We start from the raw sequence: 18753 nt of genomic DNA, 5'->3' as shown, positions 1-18753 counted from the left end.
ACCACTACCGCTGGTTCACGGTCGGGCCGACCTCATGGCCGACCAGTTGAGGACCTTAGTGGTCGGCTCTACGCGGCGCCGGCATTTCCCGCCTCATCCGTCCGGCCCGGACTCGTATGCCGCAGCCAGGCGAGCCCGGCCACCGGCAGGACGAGCGGCAGGAACCCGTAGCCCTGTCCGAAGTGCGACCAGACGGTCTTGTCCGGGAACAGGTCGGTGGCGACGTAGCTCAGCATGCCGACCGAGAGCACCCCGAGCAGCTCGATGGTCACGGCGATGCCGGCGACCCGCCAGCCGGTGCTGCCGCCCAGCAGGAGACAGGTCGTGGCGACGAGATAGAGCACCGCAGCGAGCAGGGACAGGGAGTAGGCCAGCGGGGCCTTGTCGGGCTCCATGCCGAGCTGCACCGCCGAGCGGCCGGTCGCCGCGACGGCGAACAGGCCGTAGGCGAAGACCAGCGCGCGGCCCCACCCCTCGGAGAGCGCCTGGCTCGGCTGCCGGCGCTCAGGCACCGCGACCTCCCCACACGTCCCACAGCCGTACCTCGAGGCCTGCGACGGTCGCGACACCGAGCAGCAGGATCGTCGTGCCGACCCGGGACCGCTCGGCGAGCGCGAGAAAGGCGGCGACGATGGGGACCAGCAGGTTGGTGACGAGGTAGCTGACGAAGACGGCGCCCTCGAGCTCGCGCTCGGTGCGGCTCAGCGCGACGACGCCGCCCACGAGCTGGACGAGCATGACCACCTCGAGCACGGCCAGGCCGATGAAGTGCGAGTCCTGGGCGGCCCGGTCCCGCACCAGGTCGACCACGAGGAGTACGGCGAGCACGCCGGCGACGACCAGCGCGACGCCGTACAGCCAAGGATTCACGGCGGTCAGCGTAGACCGGGACGGTCAGCGAGAATGACCCGCATGCAGCTCGACCACCTCGACCGGCTGATCGTCGGCGTCCTCCTCGAGGACGGCCGGGCCACGTTCGCGCAGATCGGGCAGACCGTCGGGCTGTCCGCCCCGGCCGTCAAGCGGCGGGTGGACCGGCTGGTGGCGAGCGGCGCCATCACCGGCTTCACGGTCCGCGTCGACCCGGCCGTCGCGGGCTGGGCGACCGAGGGCTACGTCTCGATCTACTGCCAGGGCTCGACGACGCCCGGCGAGATCCTCGAGGCCGTCGACCGACACCCGGAGGTCGTGTCGGCCTCGACGGTGACCGGTGAGGCCGATGCGATCCTGCACATCCTGGCGGCCGACATCCGGCACTTCGAGCAGGTCGTCGAGCGGATCGCGAGCGAGCGGTTCGTCGCGCGCACCCGCAGCGAGCTGGTGCTCTCGCCGCTGGTCCGACGCGAGCAGGGCAGCCTTCCCGACTGACCTCCCCTGGGCCGTGCACGCTGTTGCGGTTTGGTCCCAAACCGCAGCATTTCGGCCCGCTCATGTGCGGTCTCTGCCCAATCCCCGACTGGTCCGACCACCACGGTATCGACCCGCCCATCCGTCGCAAGCGCAAGAGATCACCACCGAGCGACACATCAGCGCAAGAGATCGACGCCAGCGCGCAACGCGCACCCCTCGATCTTGTGGCGCCCCGTTCCTAGGCTGTCCGGGTGACCGATATCCACCGCGCCGACGCTCTGGTCGTGGCTGTCTGGCAGCCCGATGGTCCCCTGCTCGACGTGCCCGCCGCCCTCGACACCCTCGACACCGCGGCAGCCGAGGCCGCCGACCGCGGTACCCGGCTGCTGGTCGGCCCGGAGCTCACCCTCACCGGCTACGACATCGCGGCGCAGGCCGCCCGCCTCGCCGAGCCGGCCGGCGGACCCATGGCACGCGCCGTCGCCGCGATCGCGCGGCGCCACGGCCTCGCGATCGCCTGGAGCTGGCCCGAGCGCGACGGCGAGCGGGTCCACATCGCCGCCGAGCTCGTCGACCGCGACGGCAGCGTGCTGGCCCGCCACCGCAAGACCCACCTCTACGGCCCGGAAGAGGCCGCGGCGTACGTCCCCGGTGACGGCACGCCGGCGGTCGGCGAGATCGACGGGTACCGGGTCGGGCTCCTGGTCTGCTACGACATCGAGTTCCCGGAACAGGTGCGGATGGTCGCCCTCGCCGGCGCCGACCTGCTCGCCTGCCCGACGGCCCTGATGGCGCCGTACGACGCGGTCAGCACGCTCGTCGTGCCGGCGCGGGCGTTCGAGAACCAGATGGCCGTGGCCTACGCGAACCGCGCCGGCGCCGAGCACGACCTGACCTACATCGGACTGAGCTGCGTCGTGGGACCCGACGGTGCTGACCTCGCGCGCGCCGACGACCGGCCCGGCCTCGTGGTCGGCACGCTCACCTCCGCCGCGCTCGACGCCGCGCGCCGCGCCAACACCCACCTGGCCGACCGCCGGCCCGAGGTCTACGGAGGCCTGACCCGATGACGACCGGACAGACCACCCCCGACGAGGGCGTCACCCGGCCGGCCGCGGTCACCATGCTCGGGCCCGACTTCCCCTTCGGGTACGACGAGCACCTGGCCCATCCCGACGGACTCGGCTCCGTCCCCGTGGAGCAGCACGGTCGCGAGGTCGCGATCATCGGCGGCGGCCTGTCCGGCATGGTGACCGCCTACGAGCTGATGCGGATCGGACTCAAGCCGGTCGTCTACGAGGCCGACCGGATCGGCGGACGACTGCGCTCCCAGCCGTTCGGAGGCCCCCACGGCCCGATCGCCGAGCTCGGCGGGATGCGCTTCCCGCTCTCCTCACGGGCACTGTTCCACTACATCGACCGCCTCGGCCTGCGCACCTCGCCGTTCCCCAACCCGCTCTCCGAGGCGACCCCGAGCACCGTGGTCGAGCTGGGCGGCGAGTCCCACTACGCCCGCACCTACGACGACCTGCCGCCGCTCCTCAAGGACGTCGCCGACGCCTGGCACGAGGCGCTCGGCGAGGTCGGCTTCGCCGAGATGCAGCACGCGATCGCACGCCGTGACGTGCCCCGCATCAAGGAGCTGTGGAACCAGCTCGTCCTCACCCTGGACGAGGAGACCTTCTCGGGCTTCCTCGCCAACAGCAAGGCGTTCGGGTCGCGCAGCTTCCGACACCGCGAGGTCTTCGGACAGGTCGGCTTCGGCACCGGCGGCTGGGACACCGACTTCCCCAACTCGATGCTCGAGATCCTCCGGGTGATCTTCACCGACGCCGACGAGGAGCACCAGCTCATCCACGGCGGCGCCGAGCAGCTGCCCGTCGGGCTCTGGAAGGACACGCCCGACTGTGCGCACTGGCCCGCGGGCACGTCACTGGAGAGCCTGCACGGCGGCTCCCCGATGCCCGGCGTGGCGCGGATCACGCCCGGCGGCGACCGGGGGTTCGAGATCACCGACCGCTGGGGCACCACCCGCGCGTACGACGCCGTCGTCGTCACCTGCCAGGTCTGGCTGCTGTCGGCGCGGATCGACGTCGACGAGTCGCTCTTCTCCCCCGACCTGTGGATGGCGATGGAGCGCACCCACTACATGCAGTCGTCCAAGACCTTCGTGCGCGTGGACCGGCCGTTCTGGAAGGACGCCGACCCGACCACGGGGCGCGACGTGATGAGCATGACGCTCACCGACCGGCTGAACCGGGCGACGTACCTCCTCGAGGACGACGGCGCCGCCTCGATCTGCCTGTCCTACACGTGGAACGACGACGCACTGAAGTGGCTCGCACTGCCCGTCGAGGAACGGGTCCGGCTGCAGCTCCACTCGCTGCGCAAGATCTATCCCGGCGTCGACATCGCCGCCCACATCGTCGGCGACCCGATCACGGTCTCCTGGGAGTCGGACCCCAACTTCATGGGCGCCTTCAAGGCCAACCTGCCCGGCCACTACCGCTACCAGCGGCGGCTGTTCTCCCACTTCGTGCAGGACGGCCTCCCGGAGCGTCGGCGCGGGATCTTCCTCGCCGGCGACGACATCTCCTGGACCGCCGGGTGGGCGGAGGGCGCGGTCACGACCGCCCTCAACGCGGTGTGGGGTGTCGTGCGTCACTTCGGCGGGACGAGCGCCCCGGGCAACCCGGGGCCGGGTGACCGGTTCGCCGAGCTCGCACCCCTGGCCCTGCCCGACGAGGCGTGAGGGCGCATTCCTAGACTGTCGCCGTGCCTCACGCTGCGGACCATGCTGTCGAGGTCGACGGACTGGTGATGAGGTACGGCGACACGGTCGCCGTCGACGCGCTGTCCCTGACCGTCGAGCGGGGCACGATCACCGCCGTGCTCGGCCCCAACGGTGCCGGGAAGACCACCACGTTGGAGACCTGCGAGGGCTACCGCCGTGCCCAGGGTGGCTCGGTGCGCGTGCTGGGGCTGGACCCGGTGCGCCAGCGGCACGAGCTGCTTCCCCGCATCGGCGTCATGCTCCAGTCCGGCGGCGCCTGGAGCGGCGCTCGGGCCGAGGAGATGCTGCGGCACTTCGCTCGCCTGCACGCGCAGCCCCAGGACATCGGCCTGCTGATGGACCGGCTCGCTCTGCACGAGTGTGGCCGCACGCCGTACCGCCGACTGTCGGGCGGCCAGCAGCAGCGGCTCGGCCTGGCGTTGGCCCTGATCGGCCGCCCGGAGCTGGTGTTCGTCGACGAGCCGACCGCCGGCATGGATCCCCAGATCCGCCGCGCGGTCTGGGAGCTGCTGGAGGAGCTGCGCGCCGACGGCGCGACGGTCGTGCTGACGACGCACTACCTGGAGGAGGCCGAGCGGCTCGCCGACCGGGTCCACATCCTCGACCGCGGTCGCCTGGTCGCCAGCGGCACACCGCTCGAGCTCACCCGCGGCGGAACGGTCGCCACCATCCGGATCGTGGTCACCCAGCCCTTCCCCGACGGCGCGCCCGAGGCGCTGGTCCGCGAGCTCGGCGCGGGCACCGAGCTGACCGTGCTCGACCCGCTCAGCCTGCAGCTGTCCGGCCCGGCCGACAGCACCACCCTCGCCACCGTGGCCACGTGGTGCGCGGCCCACGGCGTGCTCCCCGAGTCGCTGTCGCTGGGCCAGCGCAACCTCGAGGACGTCTTCCTCGAACTCACCGGCCGCGAGGAGTTCGCATGAGCACCGGCACCTTCGCCCCCGCGCCCGGCGCCGCGCCCGTCGCCCGTCAGCTGCTCGCCCAGGCGGGCATGGAGGCCCGGCTGATGCTGCGCAACGGCGAGCAGCTGCTGCTGGCCGTGGTGATCCCGGTGATCGTCCTGGTCGGCGCCGTCCGCGGCTCCGAGAAGGTCGGCCTCGACCTCGGCGGCGACCCGATCGACGTACTCACCCCCGGCGTCCTGGCGCTCGCGGTGATGTCGACCGCGTTCACCTCGCTCGCCATCGCGACCGGCTTCGAGCGCCGCTACGGCGTCCTCAAGCGCCTGGGCACCGCTCCCCTGTCGCGCGCCACGCTGCTCGGCGGCAAGGTGCTCGCGCTGCTCGCCGTCGAGGTGTTCCAGTTCATCGTCATCGGCGGCGTCGGGCTCGCCCTCGGCTGGTCCGGGCCCTCCGGCGTCACCGGCATGATCGGCGTCCTGCTCACCGCGCTGTGCGGCACGGCCGCCTTCGCCGCCCTCGGCATGCTCCTGGCCGGCTCCCTGCGCGCCGAGGCGACGCTCGCCGCCGCCAACCTGGTCTACCTGCTGCTCTTGGCCGGCGGCGCCGTCGTCCTGCCCGCCGACCAGTACGGCGGCCTCGGCGACGTCGTGCGCTGGCTGCCCTCGGGGGCCCTCGGCGAGGCCATGCGCAGCGCCTGCGACGGTGCGATCGCCGTCCGCGACCTCGTCGTGCTCGTGGCCTGGGCCGTGGCCGGCTCCGCGCTGACCGCCCGAACCTTCAAGTGGGAGTGAACACTGTGATCCGCCGCTGGCTCGTCCGCCTCGCCTGGGCCAACCTCGTCGCCAACATCGGTATCGTCGTCACCGGCGGCGCCGTCCGCCTGACCGGGTCCGGCCTCGGCTGCCCCACCTGGCCGCGGTGCACCGAGGCGTCGTACGTGCCGCACGAGGAGCTGGGCATCAACGGTGCCATCGAGTTCGGCAACCGGATGCTGACCTTCGTGCTCGGCGTCCTCGCGGCGGCTCTGCTCATCACCGCGATCGTCGCCGTGGTGCGCGAGCGCTACTGGACCGCGCTGTGGTGGTCGCTCGGCATCTTCCTCGGCATCCCGGCCCAGGCCGTCGTCGGCGGCATCACCGTCCGCACCGACCTCAACCCCTGGGTGGTCGCCTTCCACCTGCTCGTCTCGATGGTCATCGTCGGCGTCTGCGTCTGGTTCCTCGACCTCCTCAGCTCACCCCCGCGGCCCGCGGCGTCACCGCCGTCCCGGACCCTGGCCTGGCTGACCCTCGCCTCGGGCGCCGTCGCGCTCTGGCTCGGCACCGTCGTCACCGGCTCCGGCCCCCACTCCGGCGACCTCGAGTCGCGCCGTACCGGACTCGACCCGGAGATCGTCTCCCACGTCCACGGCTTCTCGGTGTGGCTGCTCGTCGCGCTCACGGTCGCCCTCATCGTTGTCGCCCGCCGCCGCGGCGACACCCGGCTCGCCCGCTTCGCCGGCGTCCTGCTGGTCATTGAGCTGGCTCAGGGTCTGCTTGGCTACGTGCAGTTCTTCACCGACCTCCCGGCCCTCCTGGTCGGGATCCACATGCTCGGCGCCGCCGTGATCGCCGCGGGACTCGCCCGGGTCGTCGTCACCGCGCACCAGCGGGTCTGAGCCACCTGCGCCGGCCCTCCGGCCTCGGGGCTCCCCGCCCGCTGTACGGAATCCGGCTCTGCGGTTTGGTCCCCAACCGCATCACCCACCGGCGTGTCGCGTGCGGTTCGTGCCCGAAAGCAACACGTTCCACCGCCCACACCCAGACCGAGCCGCCGCCCGCACCGTGCGCACCTCGACCGACCGCGCGTACGGCGGTCTGGCCGCCTGGCAGACGTTGCACCGCAGAGACCTCGACCGCGCGCGGCAGCGCGGCGAGAGCCGCGTCCGGGGGCAGCTTGCTGCCTCCCCCGCGGCGAGGCCGCGCTCGCGCAGTCAGCTCAGTGCAGCAGCGGGTCGATCGCCACCGCGACGAACAGCAGCGACAGGTACAGGTTCGACGAGTGGAACAGCCGCATGGGCTGCAGCACGCTCAGCTCGTCGGAGGTCTTGGCGCGGCGGTGCAGGCCGTGGGCCTGGACCAGGAAGACGGCGCCGAGGGCACCGGCGGCGATCGGGTAGAGCGGACCGGTCTCGGCGACGGGCCACAGGACCAGGGAGGTCGCGACCATCACCCAGCTGTAGATCACGATCTGCAGCGCGACCGAACGGGCCGGCTTGACCACGGGCAGCATCGGGACGTCGACCTGGGCGTAGTCCTCGCGATAGCGCAGCGCCAGCGCCCAGGTGTGCGGCGGGGTCCAGAAGAAGACCACGGCGAAGAGCACGATCGGCACCCAGGAGAGCTCGCCGGTGACCGCGGTCCAGCCGATGAGGGCGGGGAAGCAGCCCGCGATGCCGCCCCAGACGATGTTCTGGGTGGTCCGCCGCTTGAGCAGCATGGTGTAGACGAACACGTAGAAGGCGTTGGCGCTGACCGACAGGACCGCCGAGAGTGGGTTGACCCAGACCGCGAGGATCACGGTCGAGAGGATGCCGAGCACGGCGCCGAAGACGAGCGCTGCGGTCGGCGTGACGATGTGGCGTGGCAGCGCGCGGCGCCGGGTACGCCGCATCTGCTCGTCGATGTCGCGGTCGTAGACGCAGTTGAAGACCGAGGCGGACCCTGCGGACAGCGTGCCGCCGGCGACGGTGGCCAGCACCAGGCCGAGCGGGGGCACGCCGCGGGCCGCGAAGAACATCACGGGGACCGTCGTCAGGAGCAGCAGCTCGATGACGCGCGGCTTGGTGAGTCCGACGTAGGCCATCACCACATCGCGGGCGGTCGCCTTCCGCGGTCCCTCGCCGTCAGCCAGCAGATCGCGGCTGGTCGGATCGACGTAGGTCACGGCAATGGTCCTCGGCTGGCCTCACGAGCAGGGTTAGAAGCGGTCCGAGTGTAGCCCGAGCACTTCTCGGTACAGAAAGCGGACAGGGGTGAGCCGCGCCATCAGTGCTCGGGGAAGAACCGGGCGACCAGCGGCCGCAGCCGGGTCGTCACGAAGTTCTCGACGGGCAGCGCCAGATGCTCGAGCACCAGTCCGTTGACAGCGGTGAGCAGGTCGGCGGCGGCCGCCTCGGCGTCGGCGACGCCGGCGCCGCGCAGCTCGCCGGCGAAGGCGGCCCGCTGGGTGGTGCCCCAGGCGTCCAGGCTGGCGCGTAGGCCGGGCCGACGCGCGACCGCGAGGAAGAGCTCGTAGCGGGCGATCGCAGCGTCGCGGTCGTCGGTCAACGCCCCCATCAGGTACGACGTCAGGCGGTCGATGCGCCGCGACACGTCGACGTCCGGCAGCTCGGAGAAGACCGCGCGGACCTCCTCGATCTGCCGGGTCGCGAGGCGGCGCAGCGCCTCATCGAGCAACTGGTCGAGCGTGCCGAAGTAGTAGCGGGCGTTGCCGTGGGTGGTGCCCGCCTCGGCGGCGACCGAACGGTGGGTCAGTGCCCCGACGCCGTCGCGGGCGACGAGCCGGATCGCCGCGTCGAGCAGCGCCTCGCGACGGGCGACACCTCGGGCCATCCGGGGCTCGCGCACGGAGGGGGTCGAGGACATGCCCGCATCGTATCGGCGGATTTTGCCTCGCTAGTCTTCTCCAAACGGAGAAAACAGGGCTACGGTGGCGCACGTCACTTCTCGACCACGGCGAAAGGCCACCCATGACCACCACACTCATCACCGGCGGGCGCGTGCTCACCATGGATCCGGACCGGCCCGAGGCGGAGGCGGTCGTCCTCTCCGGCGGCCGGGTCCTCGCGGCGGGCGACCGCCGGGAGATGGAGGACCTCGCGGGCGCGGGCACCGAGCGCGTCGACGCCGGCGGCGGGGTCGTGATGCCCGGCCTGGTGGACACCCACCCCCACGTCATGCACTTCGGCATGCTCGCCGGCGGCCTCGTCGACCTGACCGACGCTGTCGACCACGCCGACATCGTCGCCCGGATCCGCGCCAAGGCCGCGACGACGCCGGCCGGCGAGTGGATCATGTGCACGCCCGTCGGCGAGCCGCACTACTTCCTGCGCCGCAACGAGAAGGACCTGGCGGAGCGGCACCTCCCCACTCGCTGGACGCTCGACGCCGCGACCAGCGAGCACCCCGTGATGATCCAGGCGTGGGCCCCGCGGATGCCCAATGTCGTGGCGTTCAACAGCGCCGGACTCAAGGCGCTCGGGCTCACCGCCTTCATCCCCGACCAGGTCTGCGACGTCCAGATCGAGAAGACCGACGACGGCGACCTGACCGGCATCCTGCGCGGTCCGGTCACGAACTACTACACCTACGACCCGTTCTGGGGGCAGCTCCTCACCAAGCTCCCCCCGCCGCAGCTCGAGACCGCCGCCGCGGGCACGCTCGCCGAGATGGCCCGGTTCACCGCTCAGGGTGTGACGACCGCCTACGAGGGCCACGCGATGGAGCCCGAGCACCTCGGCCTCTACCGGCACCTGCGCGAGCAGGGCGCCCTGACCATGCGGGTCCTGGCCACGCTGGACGTCGAGTCGGTCATCTTCTACCCGTTCGACCCGCTGTCCGACGAGGAGTTCGCGGCCCGGCTCCCCGAGTTCGCCGCGCAGGTCACCGACATGTCCGACGACCTGCTCCGCTTCAACGGCCTCACCATCAGCCCCGGCGGCCCCTGCTTCTCCGGCTACTACGCGACCTACGAGCCGGCGCTGGACCCGTTCGGGCGGCGTACCCGGGGCACCCGGTTCATCTCGGTCGAGAAGGAGGAGGCGTTCGTCCGCTTCTGCGCGAGCCAGGGCATCCGCGGCAACATGTGTCTCGGCGCCTTCCGCGAGCACGACGACTTCCTCGAGATCGCCGAGCGGGTCGTGCAGGAGCACGACTTCCGCGACCAGAGCTGGATCCTCCAGCACGCGATCACCATCACGCCCGCGCAGGCCCGCCGCTACCAGGACCTCGGCTTCAAGGTCACCACCAGCGCCGGGTTCGCCTGGGGCAAGGGCGCGATGTACGGCGAGCGGATCGGCGAGCACGCCTGGCGCGACCTCGAGCCGCTCCAGCGCCTGCTGGACCAGGGCCTCGAGCTGGCCGGCGGCTCCGACTGGGGCCCGAAGAACCCCTGGGAGCAGATCGAGCTCGCCCAGACCCACCGCTTCGCGGGCAGCGACCGGCGCAACGACGGCCCCGACCAGAGCGTCTCGCGCCTCGATGCGCTGCGCATGTGGACGTCGGCCGCGGCGAGCGTCATCGGCTGGGACGAGGTCGGCTCGCTGACCCCGGGCAAGCACGCCGACGTCCTCATCGTCGACCGCGACCCGCTGACCTGCGACATCGACGACCTCCCCGACACCCGCGTCCTGCGGACCTACCTGGGCGGCGAGGTCGTCCACGACAGCAAGGAGCTGACGGCATGAGCGCCGCCACGGAGAAGACCCTCGCCCGCATCGATGACCTGCGCGACGAGATGCTCGCGACCCTGCAGGAGGCGATCGCGATCCGGAGCGTCAACCCGACCTACCCCGACCAGGACTACGACGACCTCGTCGGCGGCGAGACCGAGGTCTCCCAGCTGCTGGCCGGCCACTACCGGGGGGCTGGCGCGGAGACCCAGCTCTTCGGCGACGCACCGGGCCGCGACAACGTGGTCGGCGTCGTCCGCGGCACCGGCGGCGGTCGCTCGCTGATCTTCAACGGCCATGTGGACGTCGTCCCGGCGGGCGACGCGGGTGCCTGGACCCACGACCCGTTCGCCGGACACATCGACGGCACCCACATCTGGGGCCGCGGATCGGTCGACATGAAGAGCGGGCTCGTGGCGCAGGCCTTCGCGGCCCGGGCGCTGCACGAGTCCGACGTACGGCTGCGCGGCGACCTGATCCTGCAGGGCGTCGCGGGCGAGGAGAACCTCGAGCACCACCTCGGTACGTCGCTGGTGCTCGGCCACGGGTTCACCGCCCACGGCGCGATCATCGCCGAGCCCACGGGGGCGGTCGGCCCGCTCAGCGTCATGCCGGCCACTCCGGGAGTGCTGGTCATGCGGATCACGGTGACCGGCAAGACCGGGCACGCCTCCGCCCGGTCGCTGATGCGCGCCCAGCTGCGCACCGCGCCCGACACCGAGCCGATCGCGGCCAGCGCGCTCGACGGCGCGCTCCTGGTCCACGAGGCACTGCGTGCGCTGGAGAACGAGTGGGAGGTGACGCTGACCGACCCCCTGTTCGAGCCCGGCCAGTTCACCATCGGGCTCGACGTCATCGACGGCGGCGCCCGTGCAGCACGCAATGTCGCCTTCATCCCGGACGAGACGACGCTCGACTACGCGATCTTCTACCCGCCGTCGGTCGACGTCACGAAGATCCAGTCCGAGATCACGGAGACCGTGGCGAAGGTCGCCCAGAGCGATCCCTGGCTGCGCCGCAATCTGCCCACGATCGAGTGGCCGATGCACTATCCGGGCGGACGCACCGACCGCAGCGACCCGCTGTGCCAGGCCGTCGTCGCGGCGCGCGAGGAGGCCGCCACCGGTACGGCGTACGCCGGCGTGCCCGACGTACGCCCGTTCCCCAGCGCCACCGACCTCACCTGGTTCACCGCCGCGGGCATCCCCGCCGTCGGCCTGGGCCCGGGCTCGCTCTCGATGGCACACGCCGTGGACGAGCGGTGCGCCCTCGACGAGATCGTGGTGGCGGCACGGGCGTACGCCACCGCGGCGATCCGTTGGTGCGGTGCCTCGTGACCGGGCCCAGCGCCCCGGTCGCGCCATACCTCGCCGTCGGGCTGTCGACCTACGTCCACGGCATCGGCGCCCGCGAGCACATCGCGCGCAACCTCGACACCATCGAGGAGGCATTCCACGCCGCGGTCTCGATCGTCGGGATCAACCTGCCGGTCAAGCTGGTGGCGCTCTGCGAGGGAGCGCTCACCGGCTTCACCGACGAGATCTTCGACCTCCCCCACGTCCGCAGCGCCCGGGACCTGTTCATCGACATCCCCGGCCCCGAGACCGAGCGGATCGCGGAGCTGGCCCGGATGTACGAGACCTACGTCATCGTCCAGTGCAAGGCGCGCTGGCCCGAGGTGATCGAGGACCGGTTCTTCAACGTGATGGTGGTGATCTCGCCGAGCGGCGAGATCGTGCACCGGGCCGCGAAGAACCACGTGTGGTGCCGGGAGCACTCCTGCACGCCCCACGACGTGTACGACCGGTGGGTGGAGCTGTTCGGTGACGGCATCGACGCCTTCTACCCGGTGCTCCGCACGCCGGACATCGGCAACATCGGGACGATCTGCTGCAGCGACGGCGAGTACCCGGAGGCGGTCCGGGCACTGGCGCTCAACGGGGCCGAGGTCGTCTACCGGCCCAGCGAGGCGGTCCCGATGACGACCTCCGGACCGGACGACGGCGGCACCTGGCTCCTGCAGAACCGGGCGCACGCGCACTTCAACAGCCTCTACATGCTGTGCCCGAACACCGGACCGGTGTACTCCTCCCCCGCAGCCGAGCACGCGGTGGACATCGCCGGGGGCAACGGGCACATCGTCGACTACAACGGCCACGTCGTCGCCCGGGCGTCCTCGGGCGCCAACGCGATCATCACGGCGCCCGTCGACATCGAGGCCCTGCGCCAGTTCCGGATGATGAACCTCAACTCGAACTGGCTCAAGGACGTCCGCACCGAGCTGTTCCGCACGATGTACGACCGGCCGATCCACCCGGCCAACCTGTGGCTGGAGGACGAGCCCGGCCGCCACGCCGAGGTCGACGAGATCTACCGGGCCAATATCGCCCGGCTGGTCGAGTCCGGCACCTGGACCGAGCCGTCCGTGCGGTTCCCGGGGGCGCGGCACCACCCCACCCCGGCCGACGGCGACCTCGACGCGATCGCGTCCGACTGGACCTGACGGCCCGCCCGCGTGGCGCCCGACCGGTCGTACGCCGGCCGGGCGCCACGCGAATGTCCCTCTCCCACCCGCTCTCGGTAGGCTCGGAACCATGATCCCGGAGCTCGAGTGGACCGACCTCGACCGCAAGGCAGTTGACACCGCACGCGTCCTCGCGATGGACGCCGTCCAGAAGGTGGGCAACGGTCACCCGGGCACCGCGATGAGCCTGGCGCCGGCGGCGTACCTGCTGTTCCAGAAGGTCATGCGCCACGACCCCGCCGACCCGGCCTGGATCGCCCGCGACCGGTTCGTGCTGTCATGCGGCCACTCCTCGATCACGCTCTACACCCAGCTCTTCCTCGGCGGCTTCGGCCTCGAGCTCGGCGACCTCGAGGCCCTGCGCACTTGGGGCAGCAAGACCCCCGGGCACCCCGAGTACGGCCACACCGTCGGCGTCGAGGTCACCACCGGCCCGCTCGGCCAGGGGCTCGCCAACGCGGTCGGCATGGCCATGGCCGCGCGTCGCGAGAAGGGGCTGCTCGACCCCGAGGCGGGTGACGGCCCGTCGCTGTTCGACCACCACGTCTACGTGCTCGCCTCCGACGGCGACCTCGAGGAGGGCGTGACCAGCGAGGCGTCCTCGATCGCCGGCACCCAGGAGCTCGGCAACCTCACCGTCATCTACGACGCCAACCGGATCTCCATCGAGGGCGACACCCACATCGCGTTCAACGAGGACGTCGCGAAGCGCTACGAGGCCTACGGTTGGCACGTCCAGACCGTCGACTGGACCGGCACCGACCACTCCGACCTCGCCCACTACGAGGAGGACGTGCCGGCGCTGTACGCCGCGCTCAAGGCGGCCGACGAGGTCACCGACAAGCCCTCGATGATCGTCCTCAAGACCGTCATCGCCTGGCCGGCCCCCAACGCCCAGAACACCGAGGCCGCCCACGGCTCGGCGCTCGGCGCCGAGGAGGTCGCCGCCACCAAGCAGGTCCTCGGCTTCGACCCCGACCAGAGCTTCGAGGTCCCCGCCGACGTCCTGGCCCACACCCGGGGACTCGTCGAGCGCGGCAAGGCGTGGGGGGCGGAGTGGGGCGCGGCGTACGACGCCTGGGCGACCGCCCAGCCCGAGCGGGCCGCACTGCTCCACCGCCTCAAGGACCGTCGCCTCCCCGACGGCGTCGAGGAGGCGCTGCCGGTCTTCGAGGCCGACGCCAAGGGTGTCGCGACCCGGTCTGCATCGGGCAAGGTCATCAACGCGCTCGCCCCGATCATGCCGGAGCTGTGGGGCGGCTCGGCCGACCTGGCCGGCTCCAACAACACGACCATCAAGGACGCGCCGTCGTTCCTGCCGCTCGACCGCTCCGTGGCGGAGTGGACCGCCGACCCCTACCAGGGCCGCGTCATCCACTTCGGCATCCGCGAGCACGGCATGGGCGCGATCATGAACGGCATCGCCGTCCACGGCGGCACCCGCATCTTCGGCGGCACCTTCCTGACCTTCTCCGACTACATGCGCGGCGCGGTGCGGATCGCGGCGCTCACGAAGGTGCCGGTGATCTACGTCTGGACCCACGACTCCATCGGGCTCGGCGAGGACGGACCGACCCACCAGCCGATCGAGCACCTCGCCGCCCTGCGCGCGATGCCCGGGCTCGACGTGGTCCGCCCGGCCGACGCCAACGAGACGGCAGCCGCGTGGCTGCAGGTGCTGCGCAACACCGACCGGCCGGCCGGGCTGATCCTGACCCGCCAGAACGTGCCGACCTTCCCCCGGGGCGCCGAGGGCTTCGCGACCACCGACGACGTGGCCAAGGGCGGCTATGTCCTGATCGACGCCGAGGGCGGCGAGCCCGACGTGGTCCTGATCGGCACCGGCTCCGAGGTCCAGTACGCCGTCGCCGCCCGCGAGCAGCTCGCTGCCGAGGGCGTCCGCGCCCGAGTCGTGTCGATGCCGTGCCTGGAGTGGTTCGACGCGCAGACCCAGGCCTACCGCGACGCCGTCCTCCCGCCGACCGTCAAGGCGCGCGTCTCGGTCGAGGCCGGCGTCCGGCAGGGGTGGCGCGAGTACGTCGGCGACGCCGGCCGGATCGTCAGCATCGACCACTACGGCGCGAGTGCCGACGCCGCCACCCTGTTCCGCGAGTTCGGGTTCACGCCCGAGGCGGTCGTCCAGGCGGCCCGCGAGAGCCTGGCGGCAGCAGCACGCGACTGAGCCCACCGCACCCACCGCAGCAGGAGGAACTGATGACCGATCGACTCAAGGCCCTCGCTGACGCGGGGGTGTCCATCTGGCTCGACGACCTGTCCCGTGAGCGGATCGAGACCGGCAACCTCGCTGAGCTCGTCCGGGACCGCTCAGTCGTGGGTGTCACGACCAACCCGACCATCTTCGCCGGCGCCATCGCCGACGGCGAGCGGTACGACGCCCAGGTGCGCCGTCTCGTCGAGGGCGGCGCCGACGTCGACCAGGTGATCTTCGCGCTCACCACCGACGATGTCCGCAACGCCTGCGACGTCCTGGCGCCGGTGGCCGCCGCGACGACGGCCGACGGTCGCGTCTCGATCGAGGTCGAGCCGACCCTGGCCAACGACACCGACGGCACCGTCGCCTCGGCCGAGGCGCTGTGGGCGGCCGTCGACCGGCCCAACGCCCTGATCAAGATCCCCGCGACGCTGGAGGGGCTGCCCGCGATCACGGCCGCCATCGCAGCCGGCATCAGCGTCAACGTCACGCTGATCTTCTCGGTGGAGCGCTACCGCGCCGTGATGGACGCCTACCTCACCGGCCTCGAACAGGCCCGTGACGCCGGCATCGACCTGGCCACCATCCGGTCGGTCGCGTCGTTCTTCGTCTCCCGCGTCGACACCGAGATCGACGCACGGCTCGAGAGGCTCGGCACCGACGAGGCGCTCGCGCTGCGCGGTCAGGCCGCCGTCGCCAACGCCCGACTCGCCTACGCCGCCTTCGAGGAGGTCACCGGCTCCGACCGCTGGCAGGCCCTCGCCGACGCCGGCGCGCACCCCCAGCGCCCGCTGTGGGCCTCGACCGGCGTGAAGAACCCGGCGTACCCCGACACCCTCTATGTCACCGACCTCGTCGTCGCCGACACCGTCAACACGATGCCGGAGAAGACCCTGCTGGCCTTCGCCGACCACGGCGACGTGACCGGCGACCAGGTCACCGGCAAGGGCGGCGAGGCGCAGGCGGTGTTCGACCGGCTCGCCGGCGCGGGCGTCGACCTCGACGACGTCTTCCTGGTGCTCGAGACCGAGGGCGTCGACAAGTTCAAGGCATCCTGGACCGAGTTGGTCGCCACGGTGCAGGCGCAGATGGACAAGGCCGAGGCCTGACCGTGGCGGCGGCTCCCGTCGACCCGACCACGACCGAGGCCTGGCGGCGGCTCGCCGAACTGGCCGCCGGCTTCCGGCCCGACCTGCGCCGGTTCCTCGCCGATGAGGAGTGGGTGGCCCGGTCGACGGTCCAGGCGGCCGACCTGCGGGTCGACCTGTCCAAGAACCTGGTCACCCCGGAGATCTGGAAGGCGCTCCGCGCCCTGGGCGACGAGGTCGGGCTCACCGATCGCCGCGACGCGATGTTCCGCGGCGAGCACATCAACGCCACCGAGGACCGCGCCGTACTGCACACCGCATTGCGACGAGCCGCGGGGACCCGCCTCGAGGTCGACGGAGCCGACGCCATCGAGGAGGTCCGCGCCGTACTGCGCCGGGTCTACGCCTTCGCCGACGCCGTCCGCTCCGGCACCTGGCTCGGGTTCACCGGCCTGCCGATCCGAACCGTGGTCAATATCGGCATCGGCGGCTCCGACCTCGGCCCCGTGATGGCCTACGAAGCCCTCCGGCCCTACGTCCAGGCCGGCCTGGAGTGTCGCTTCGTCAGCAATATCGACCCGACCGACGTGACGCAGAAGCTCGCTGACCTCGACCCCGCCACGACCCTGTTCATCGTGTCGAGCAAGACCTTCGGGACGCTGGAGACGCTCACCAACGCCCGGCTGTGCCGGACCTGGCTGCTCGACGGGCTGGGTGTGAGCGAGGAGGCGGTGTCCCGGCACTTCGTCGCGGTGTCGACGGCTCTCGACAAGGTCGAGGAGTTCGGCATCGATCCCGCCAACGCGTTCGGGTTCTGGGACTGGGTCGGTGGCCGCTACTCCGTCGACTCCGCCATCGGCACGTCCCTCGCGGTGGCGATCGGGCCCGAGCGGTTCGAGGAGTTCCTCGGAGGCTTCCGGGCCGTCGACGACCACTTCCTGAACGCCCCGTTGGAGCGGAACGTGCCGGCCCTGATGGGCCTGCTCAACGTCTGGTACGCCAACTTCCTCGGCGCCCAGTCCCACGCCGTCCTGCCCTACGCGCAGTCGCTGCACCGGTTCCCGGCGTACCTCCAGCAGCTCACCATGGAGTCCAACGGCAAGAGCGTGCGCTGGGACGGCTCCCCCGTCACGACCGACACCGGCGAGGTGTTCTGGGGCGAGCCGGGCACCAACGGCCAGCACGCGTTCTATCAGCTGATCCACCAGGGCACCCGGCTGATCCCGGCCGACTTCATCGGGTTCGCGACCCCGGCGTACCCGCTCTCCGACGGCGACACCGACGTGCACGAGCTGCTGCTCGCCAACTTCCTGGCCCAGACCAAGGCGCTGGCCTTCGGCAAGACCGCCGACGAGGTCCGCGCCGAGGGCACTGCGGAGGCGATCGTCCCCGCCCGTGTGTTCCCGGGCGACCGGCCGACCACCTCGATCCTGGCGCCCGCGCTGACCCCCTCGGTCCTCGGCCAGCTGATCGCGCTTTACGAGCACATCACCTTCACCCAGGGCGTCGTGTGGGGCATCGACAGCTTCGACCAGTGGGGCGTCGAGCTCGGCAAGCAGCTGGCGGTGCAGATCGCGCCCGCGCTCGCCGGCGACGCCGCCGTCCTGGCCGAGCAGGACCCGTCGACCCGCGCGATGATCGACTACTACCGGGAGCAGCGCCCACGATGACCGAGACCCCTCAGCCCCTCATCGAGGTGCACGCCGACGCCGGCGTCCTCGCGACCGCGGTGGCCGGTGAGCTGCTCAACCGGATCGCGGACGCGCAGGCCGCCGGACACGTCCCCCAGGTCGGGCTGACCGGCGGCACCATCGCCGAGGCGATCCATCGCGAGGTCGCCCGCCTCGCGCCGGCCTCCGGGGTCGACTGGGGCGCCGTGGTGCTGTGGTTCGGCGACGAGCGCTTCGTGGCCGCCGACTCCCCCGACCGCAACGTCAACCAGGCCCGGGCCGCATTCCTCGACGAGGTCGGCGCCGTCCGGGTCCACACCGCACCCGCGTCCTCCGAGGCCGGGTCGGTCGAGGAGTCCGCGGCGTCGTACGCCCAGACGATCCGGGCGCAGGGCAACGGCGAGTTCGACGTCCTCATGCTCGGCGTGGGTCCCGACGGCCATGTCGCGTCGCTGTTCCCCGGCCACCCCGGTCTCGACGTCGGGGACGCCGTCACCGTCGCCGTCCACGACTCCCCCAAGCCGCCACCCGAACGGGTCAGCCTGAGCTTCGAGGCCCTCAACCGGGCCCAGTCCGTGTGGTTCCTGGTCAGCGGCGAGGCGAAGGCCGACGCCGTGCGCCGGGCCCTCGCCGAGGTCGCCCCCGCCGACGCGGACGCCGCGCTCAGAGAGACCCCCGCCCGCGGTGTCAGCGGCCGGGCCGAGACGATCTGGTTCCTCGACGCCCCTGCGGCCTCGCTGATCTGAGCCGACCCGGCGCGTCTGAACCTCCTGGGAGCGCCG

Annotated in this window: 17 protein-coding genes; 13 read left to right on the top strand and 4 right to left on the bottom strand. The window is 71.8% G+C overall.

Annotation, left to right across the window (positions count from 1 at the left end):
* Positions 1–68 precede the first annotated feature (68 nt).
* Both QJ852_13465 and QJ852_13460 read right to left on the bottom strand, forming a co-directional pair.
* Entirely contained in the window at positions 69–512 is a 444-nt protein-coding gene (locus QJ852_13465; protein ID WGX99420.1) for a hypothetical protein, read from the bottom strand.
* A complete protein-coding gene (locus QJ852_13460) occupies positions 505–870 on the bottom strand; it encodes a hypothetical protein (protein ID WGX99419.1) in 366 nt (121 codons plus the stop codon). The genes QJ852_13465 and QJ852_13460 overlap by 8 nt, the downstream gene beginning before the upstream one ends.
* A 42-nt stretch (positions 871–912) precedes the next feature.
* On the opposite strand from QJ852_13460, the gene QJ852_13455 reads away from it, so the two are divergent.
* The 6 genes from QJ852_13455 (at position 913) to QJ852_13430 (ending at position 6703) form a co-directional block, all read left to right on the top strand.
* On the top strand, positions 913–1368 hold the full coding sequence (locus QJ852_13455) for an Lrp/AsnC family transcriptional regulator (protein ID WGX99418.1): 456 nt from the start codon (positions 913–915) through the stop codon (positions 1366–1368).
* 233 nt (positions 1369–1601) lie between these two features.
* The gene (locus QJ852_13450; protein WGX99417.1) at positions 1602–2420 is read left to right on the top strand and encodes a carbon-nitrogen hydrolase family protein; all 819 of its coding nucleotides are present in this window, start codon (positions 1602–1604) and stop codon (positions 2418–2420) included.
* Positions 2417–4102 (top strand): FAD-dependent oxidoreductase, encoded by a 1686-nt coding sequence (locus QJ852_13445; protein ID WGX99416.1) that lies wholly within the window; start codon positions 2417–2419, stop codon positions 4100–4102. Before QJ852_13450 ends, QJ852_13445 begins: the two co-directional genes overlap by 4 nt.
* A 23-nt stretch (positions 4103–4125) precedes the next feature.
* Positions 4126–5067, top strand: coding sequence for an ABC transporter ATP-binding protein (locus QJ852_13440; GenBank protein ID WGX99415.1), 942 nt, complete (start codon positions 4126–4128; stop codon positions 5065–5067).
* The gene (locus tag QJ852_13435) at positions 5064–5837 is read left to right on the top strand and encodes an ABC transporter permease (GenBank protein ID WGX99414.1); all 774 of its coding nucleotides are present in this window, start codon (positions 5064–5066) and stop codon (positions 5835–5837) included. The genes QJ852_13440 and QJ852_13435 overlap by 4 nt, the downstream gene beginning before the upstream one ends.
* On the top strand, positions 5834–6703 hold the full coding sequence (locus tag QJ852_13430; GenBank protein WGX99413.1) for a COX15/CtaA family protein: 870 nt from the start codon (positions 5834–5836) through the stop codon (positions 6701–6703). The genes QJ852_13435 and QJ852_13430 overlap by 4 nt, the downstream gene beginning before the upstream one ends.
* 320 nt (positions 6704–7023) lie before the next feature.
* On the opposite strand, the gene QJ852_13425 is transcribed toward QJ852_13430, so the two are convergent.
* Positions 7024–7971, bottom strand: a complete 948-nt coding sequence (locus QJ852_13425) for a heme o synthase (protein ID WGX99412.1) — start codon at positions 7969–7971, stop codon at positions 7024–7026.
* A 101-nt stretch (positions 7972–8072) separates the two neighbouring features.
* Positions 8073–8672 (bottom strand): TetR family transcriptional regulator, encoded by a 600-nt coding sequence (locus tag QJ852_13420; GenBank protein ID WGX99411.1) that lies wholly within the window; start codon positions 8670–8672, stop codon positions 8073–8075.
* A gap of 104 nt (positions 8673–8776) precedes the next feature.
* On the opposite strand from QJ852_13420, the gene QJ852_13415 reads away from it, so the two are divergent.
* From QJ852_13415 to pgl, 7 genes are all read left to right on the top strand, one after another.
* Positions 8777–10492 carry an amidohydrolase family protein gene (locus QJ852_13415; GenBank protein ID WGX99410.1) on the top strand — a complete coding sequence of 572 codons (1716 nt, stop codon included), beginning with the start codon at positions 8777–8779 and terminating at the stop codon, positions 10490–10492.
* Complete coding sequence (locus QJ852_13410) at positions 10489–11814, top strand: M20/M25/M40 family metallo-hydrolase (protein WGX99409.1); 1326 nt, start codon at positions 10489–10491, stop codon at positions 11812–11814. The genes QJ852_13415 and QJ852_13410 overlap by 4 nt, the downstream gene beginning before the upstream one ends.
* Positions 11811–12980 carry a nitrilase-related carbon-nitrogen hydrolase gene (locus tag QJ852_13405; GenBank protein ID WGX99408.1) on the top strand — a complete coding sequence of 390 codons (1170 nt, stop codon included), beginning with the start codon at positions 11811–11813 and terminating at the stop codon, positions 12978–12980. The genes QJ852_13410 and QJ852_13405 overlap by 4 nt, the downstream gene beginning before the upstream one ends.
* 91 nt (positions 12981–13071) lie before the next feature.
* Positions 13072–15183, top strand: coding sequence for a transketolase (tkt, locus tag QJ852_13400; GenBank protein WGX99407.1), 2112 nt, complete (start codon positions 13072–13074; stop codon positions 15181–15183).
* A gap of 32 nt (positions 15184–15215) precedes the next feature.
* Positions 15216–16322, top strand: coding sequence for a transaldolase (gene tal / locus QJ852_13395; protein WGX99406.1), 1107 nt, complete (start codon positions 15216–15218; stop codon positions 16320–16322).
* A gap of 2 nt (positions 16323–16324) precedes the next feature.
* Entirely contained in the window at positions 16325–17971 is a 1647-nt protein-coding gene (gene pgi / locus QJ852_13390; protein WGX99405.1) for a glucose-6-phosphate isomerase, read from the top strand.
* A complete protein-coding gene (gene pgl / locus QJ852_13385; protein WGX99404.1) occupies positions 17968–18717 on the top strand; it encodes a 6-phosphogluconolactonase in 750 nt (249 codons plus the stop codon). Before pgi ends, pgl begins: the two co-directional genes overlap by 4 nt.
* Positions 18718–18753 lie beyond the last annotated feature (36 nt).

The organism is Nocardioides sp. L-11A (genome assembly GCA_029961745.1).
In the GTDB taxonomy this organism is placed as follows: Bacteria; Actinomycetota; Actinomycetes; order Propionibacteriales; family Nocardioidaceae; genus Nocardioides.
This window is presented reverse-complemented; position numbering and strand designations above follow the sequence as displayed.

What these genes read in the sequence shown, in the direction of transcription:
- QJ852_13410 (WGX99409.1), top strand. Translation starts at nt 10,489, where the DNA reads ATGAGCGCCGCCACGGAGAAGACCCTCGCCCGCATCGATGACCTGCGC.
- QJ852_13455 (WGX99418.1), top strand. Translation starts at nt 913, where the DNA reads ATGCAGCTCGACCACCTCGACCGGCTGATCGTCGGCGTCCTCCTCGAG.
- QJ852_13420 (WGX99411.1), bottom strand. Translation starts at nt 8,672, where the DNA reads ATGTCCTCGACCCCCTCCGTGCGCGAGCCCCGGATGGCCCGAGGTGTC.
- QJ852_13415 (WGX99410.1), top strand. Translation starts at nt 8,777, where the DNA reads ATGACCACCACACTCATCACCGGCGGGCGCGTGCTCACCATGGATCCG.
- QJ852_13435 (WGX99414.1), top strand. Translation starts at nt 5,064, where the DNA reads ATGAGCACCGGCACCTTCGCCCCCGCGCCCGGCGCCGCGCCCGTCGCC.
- tal (WGX99406.1), top strand. Translation starts at nt 15,216, where the DNA reads ATGACCGATCGACTCAAGGCCCTCGCTGACGCGGGGGTGTCCATCTGG.
- QJ852_13445 (WGX99416.1), top strand. Translation starts at nt 2,417, where the DNA reads ATGACGACCGGACAGACCACCCCCGACGAGGGCGTCACCCGGCCGGCC.
- pgl (WGX99404.1), top strand. Translation starts at nt 17,968, where the DNA reads ATGACCGAGACCCCTCAGCCCCTCATCGAGGTGCACGCCGACGCCGGC.
- tkt (WGX99407.1), top strand. Translation starts at nt 13,072, where the DNA reads ATGATCCCGGAGCTCGAGTGGACCGACCTCGACCGCAAGGCAGTTGAC.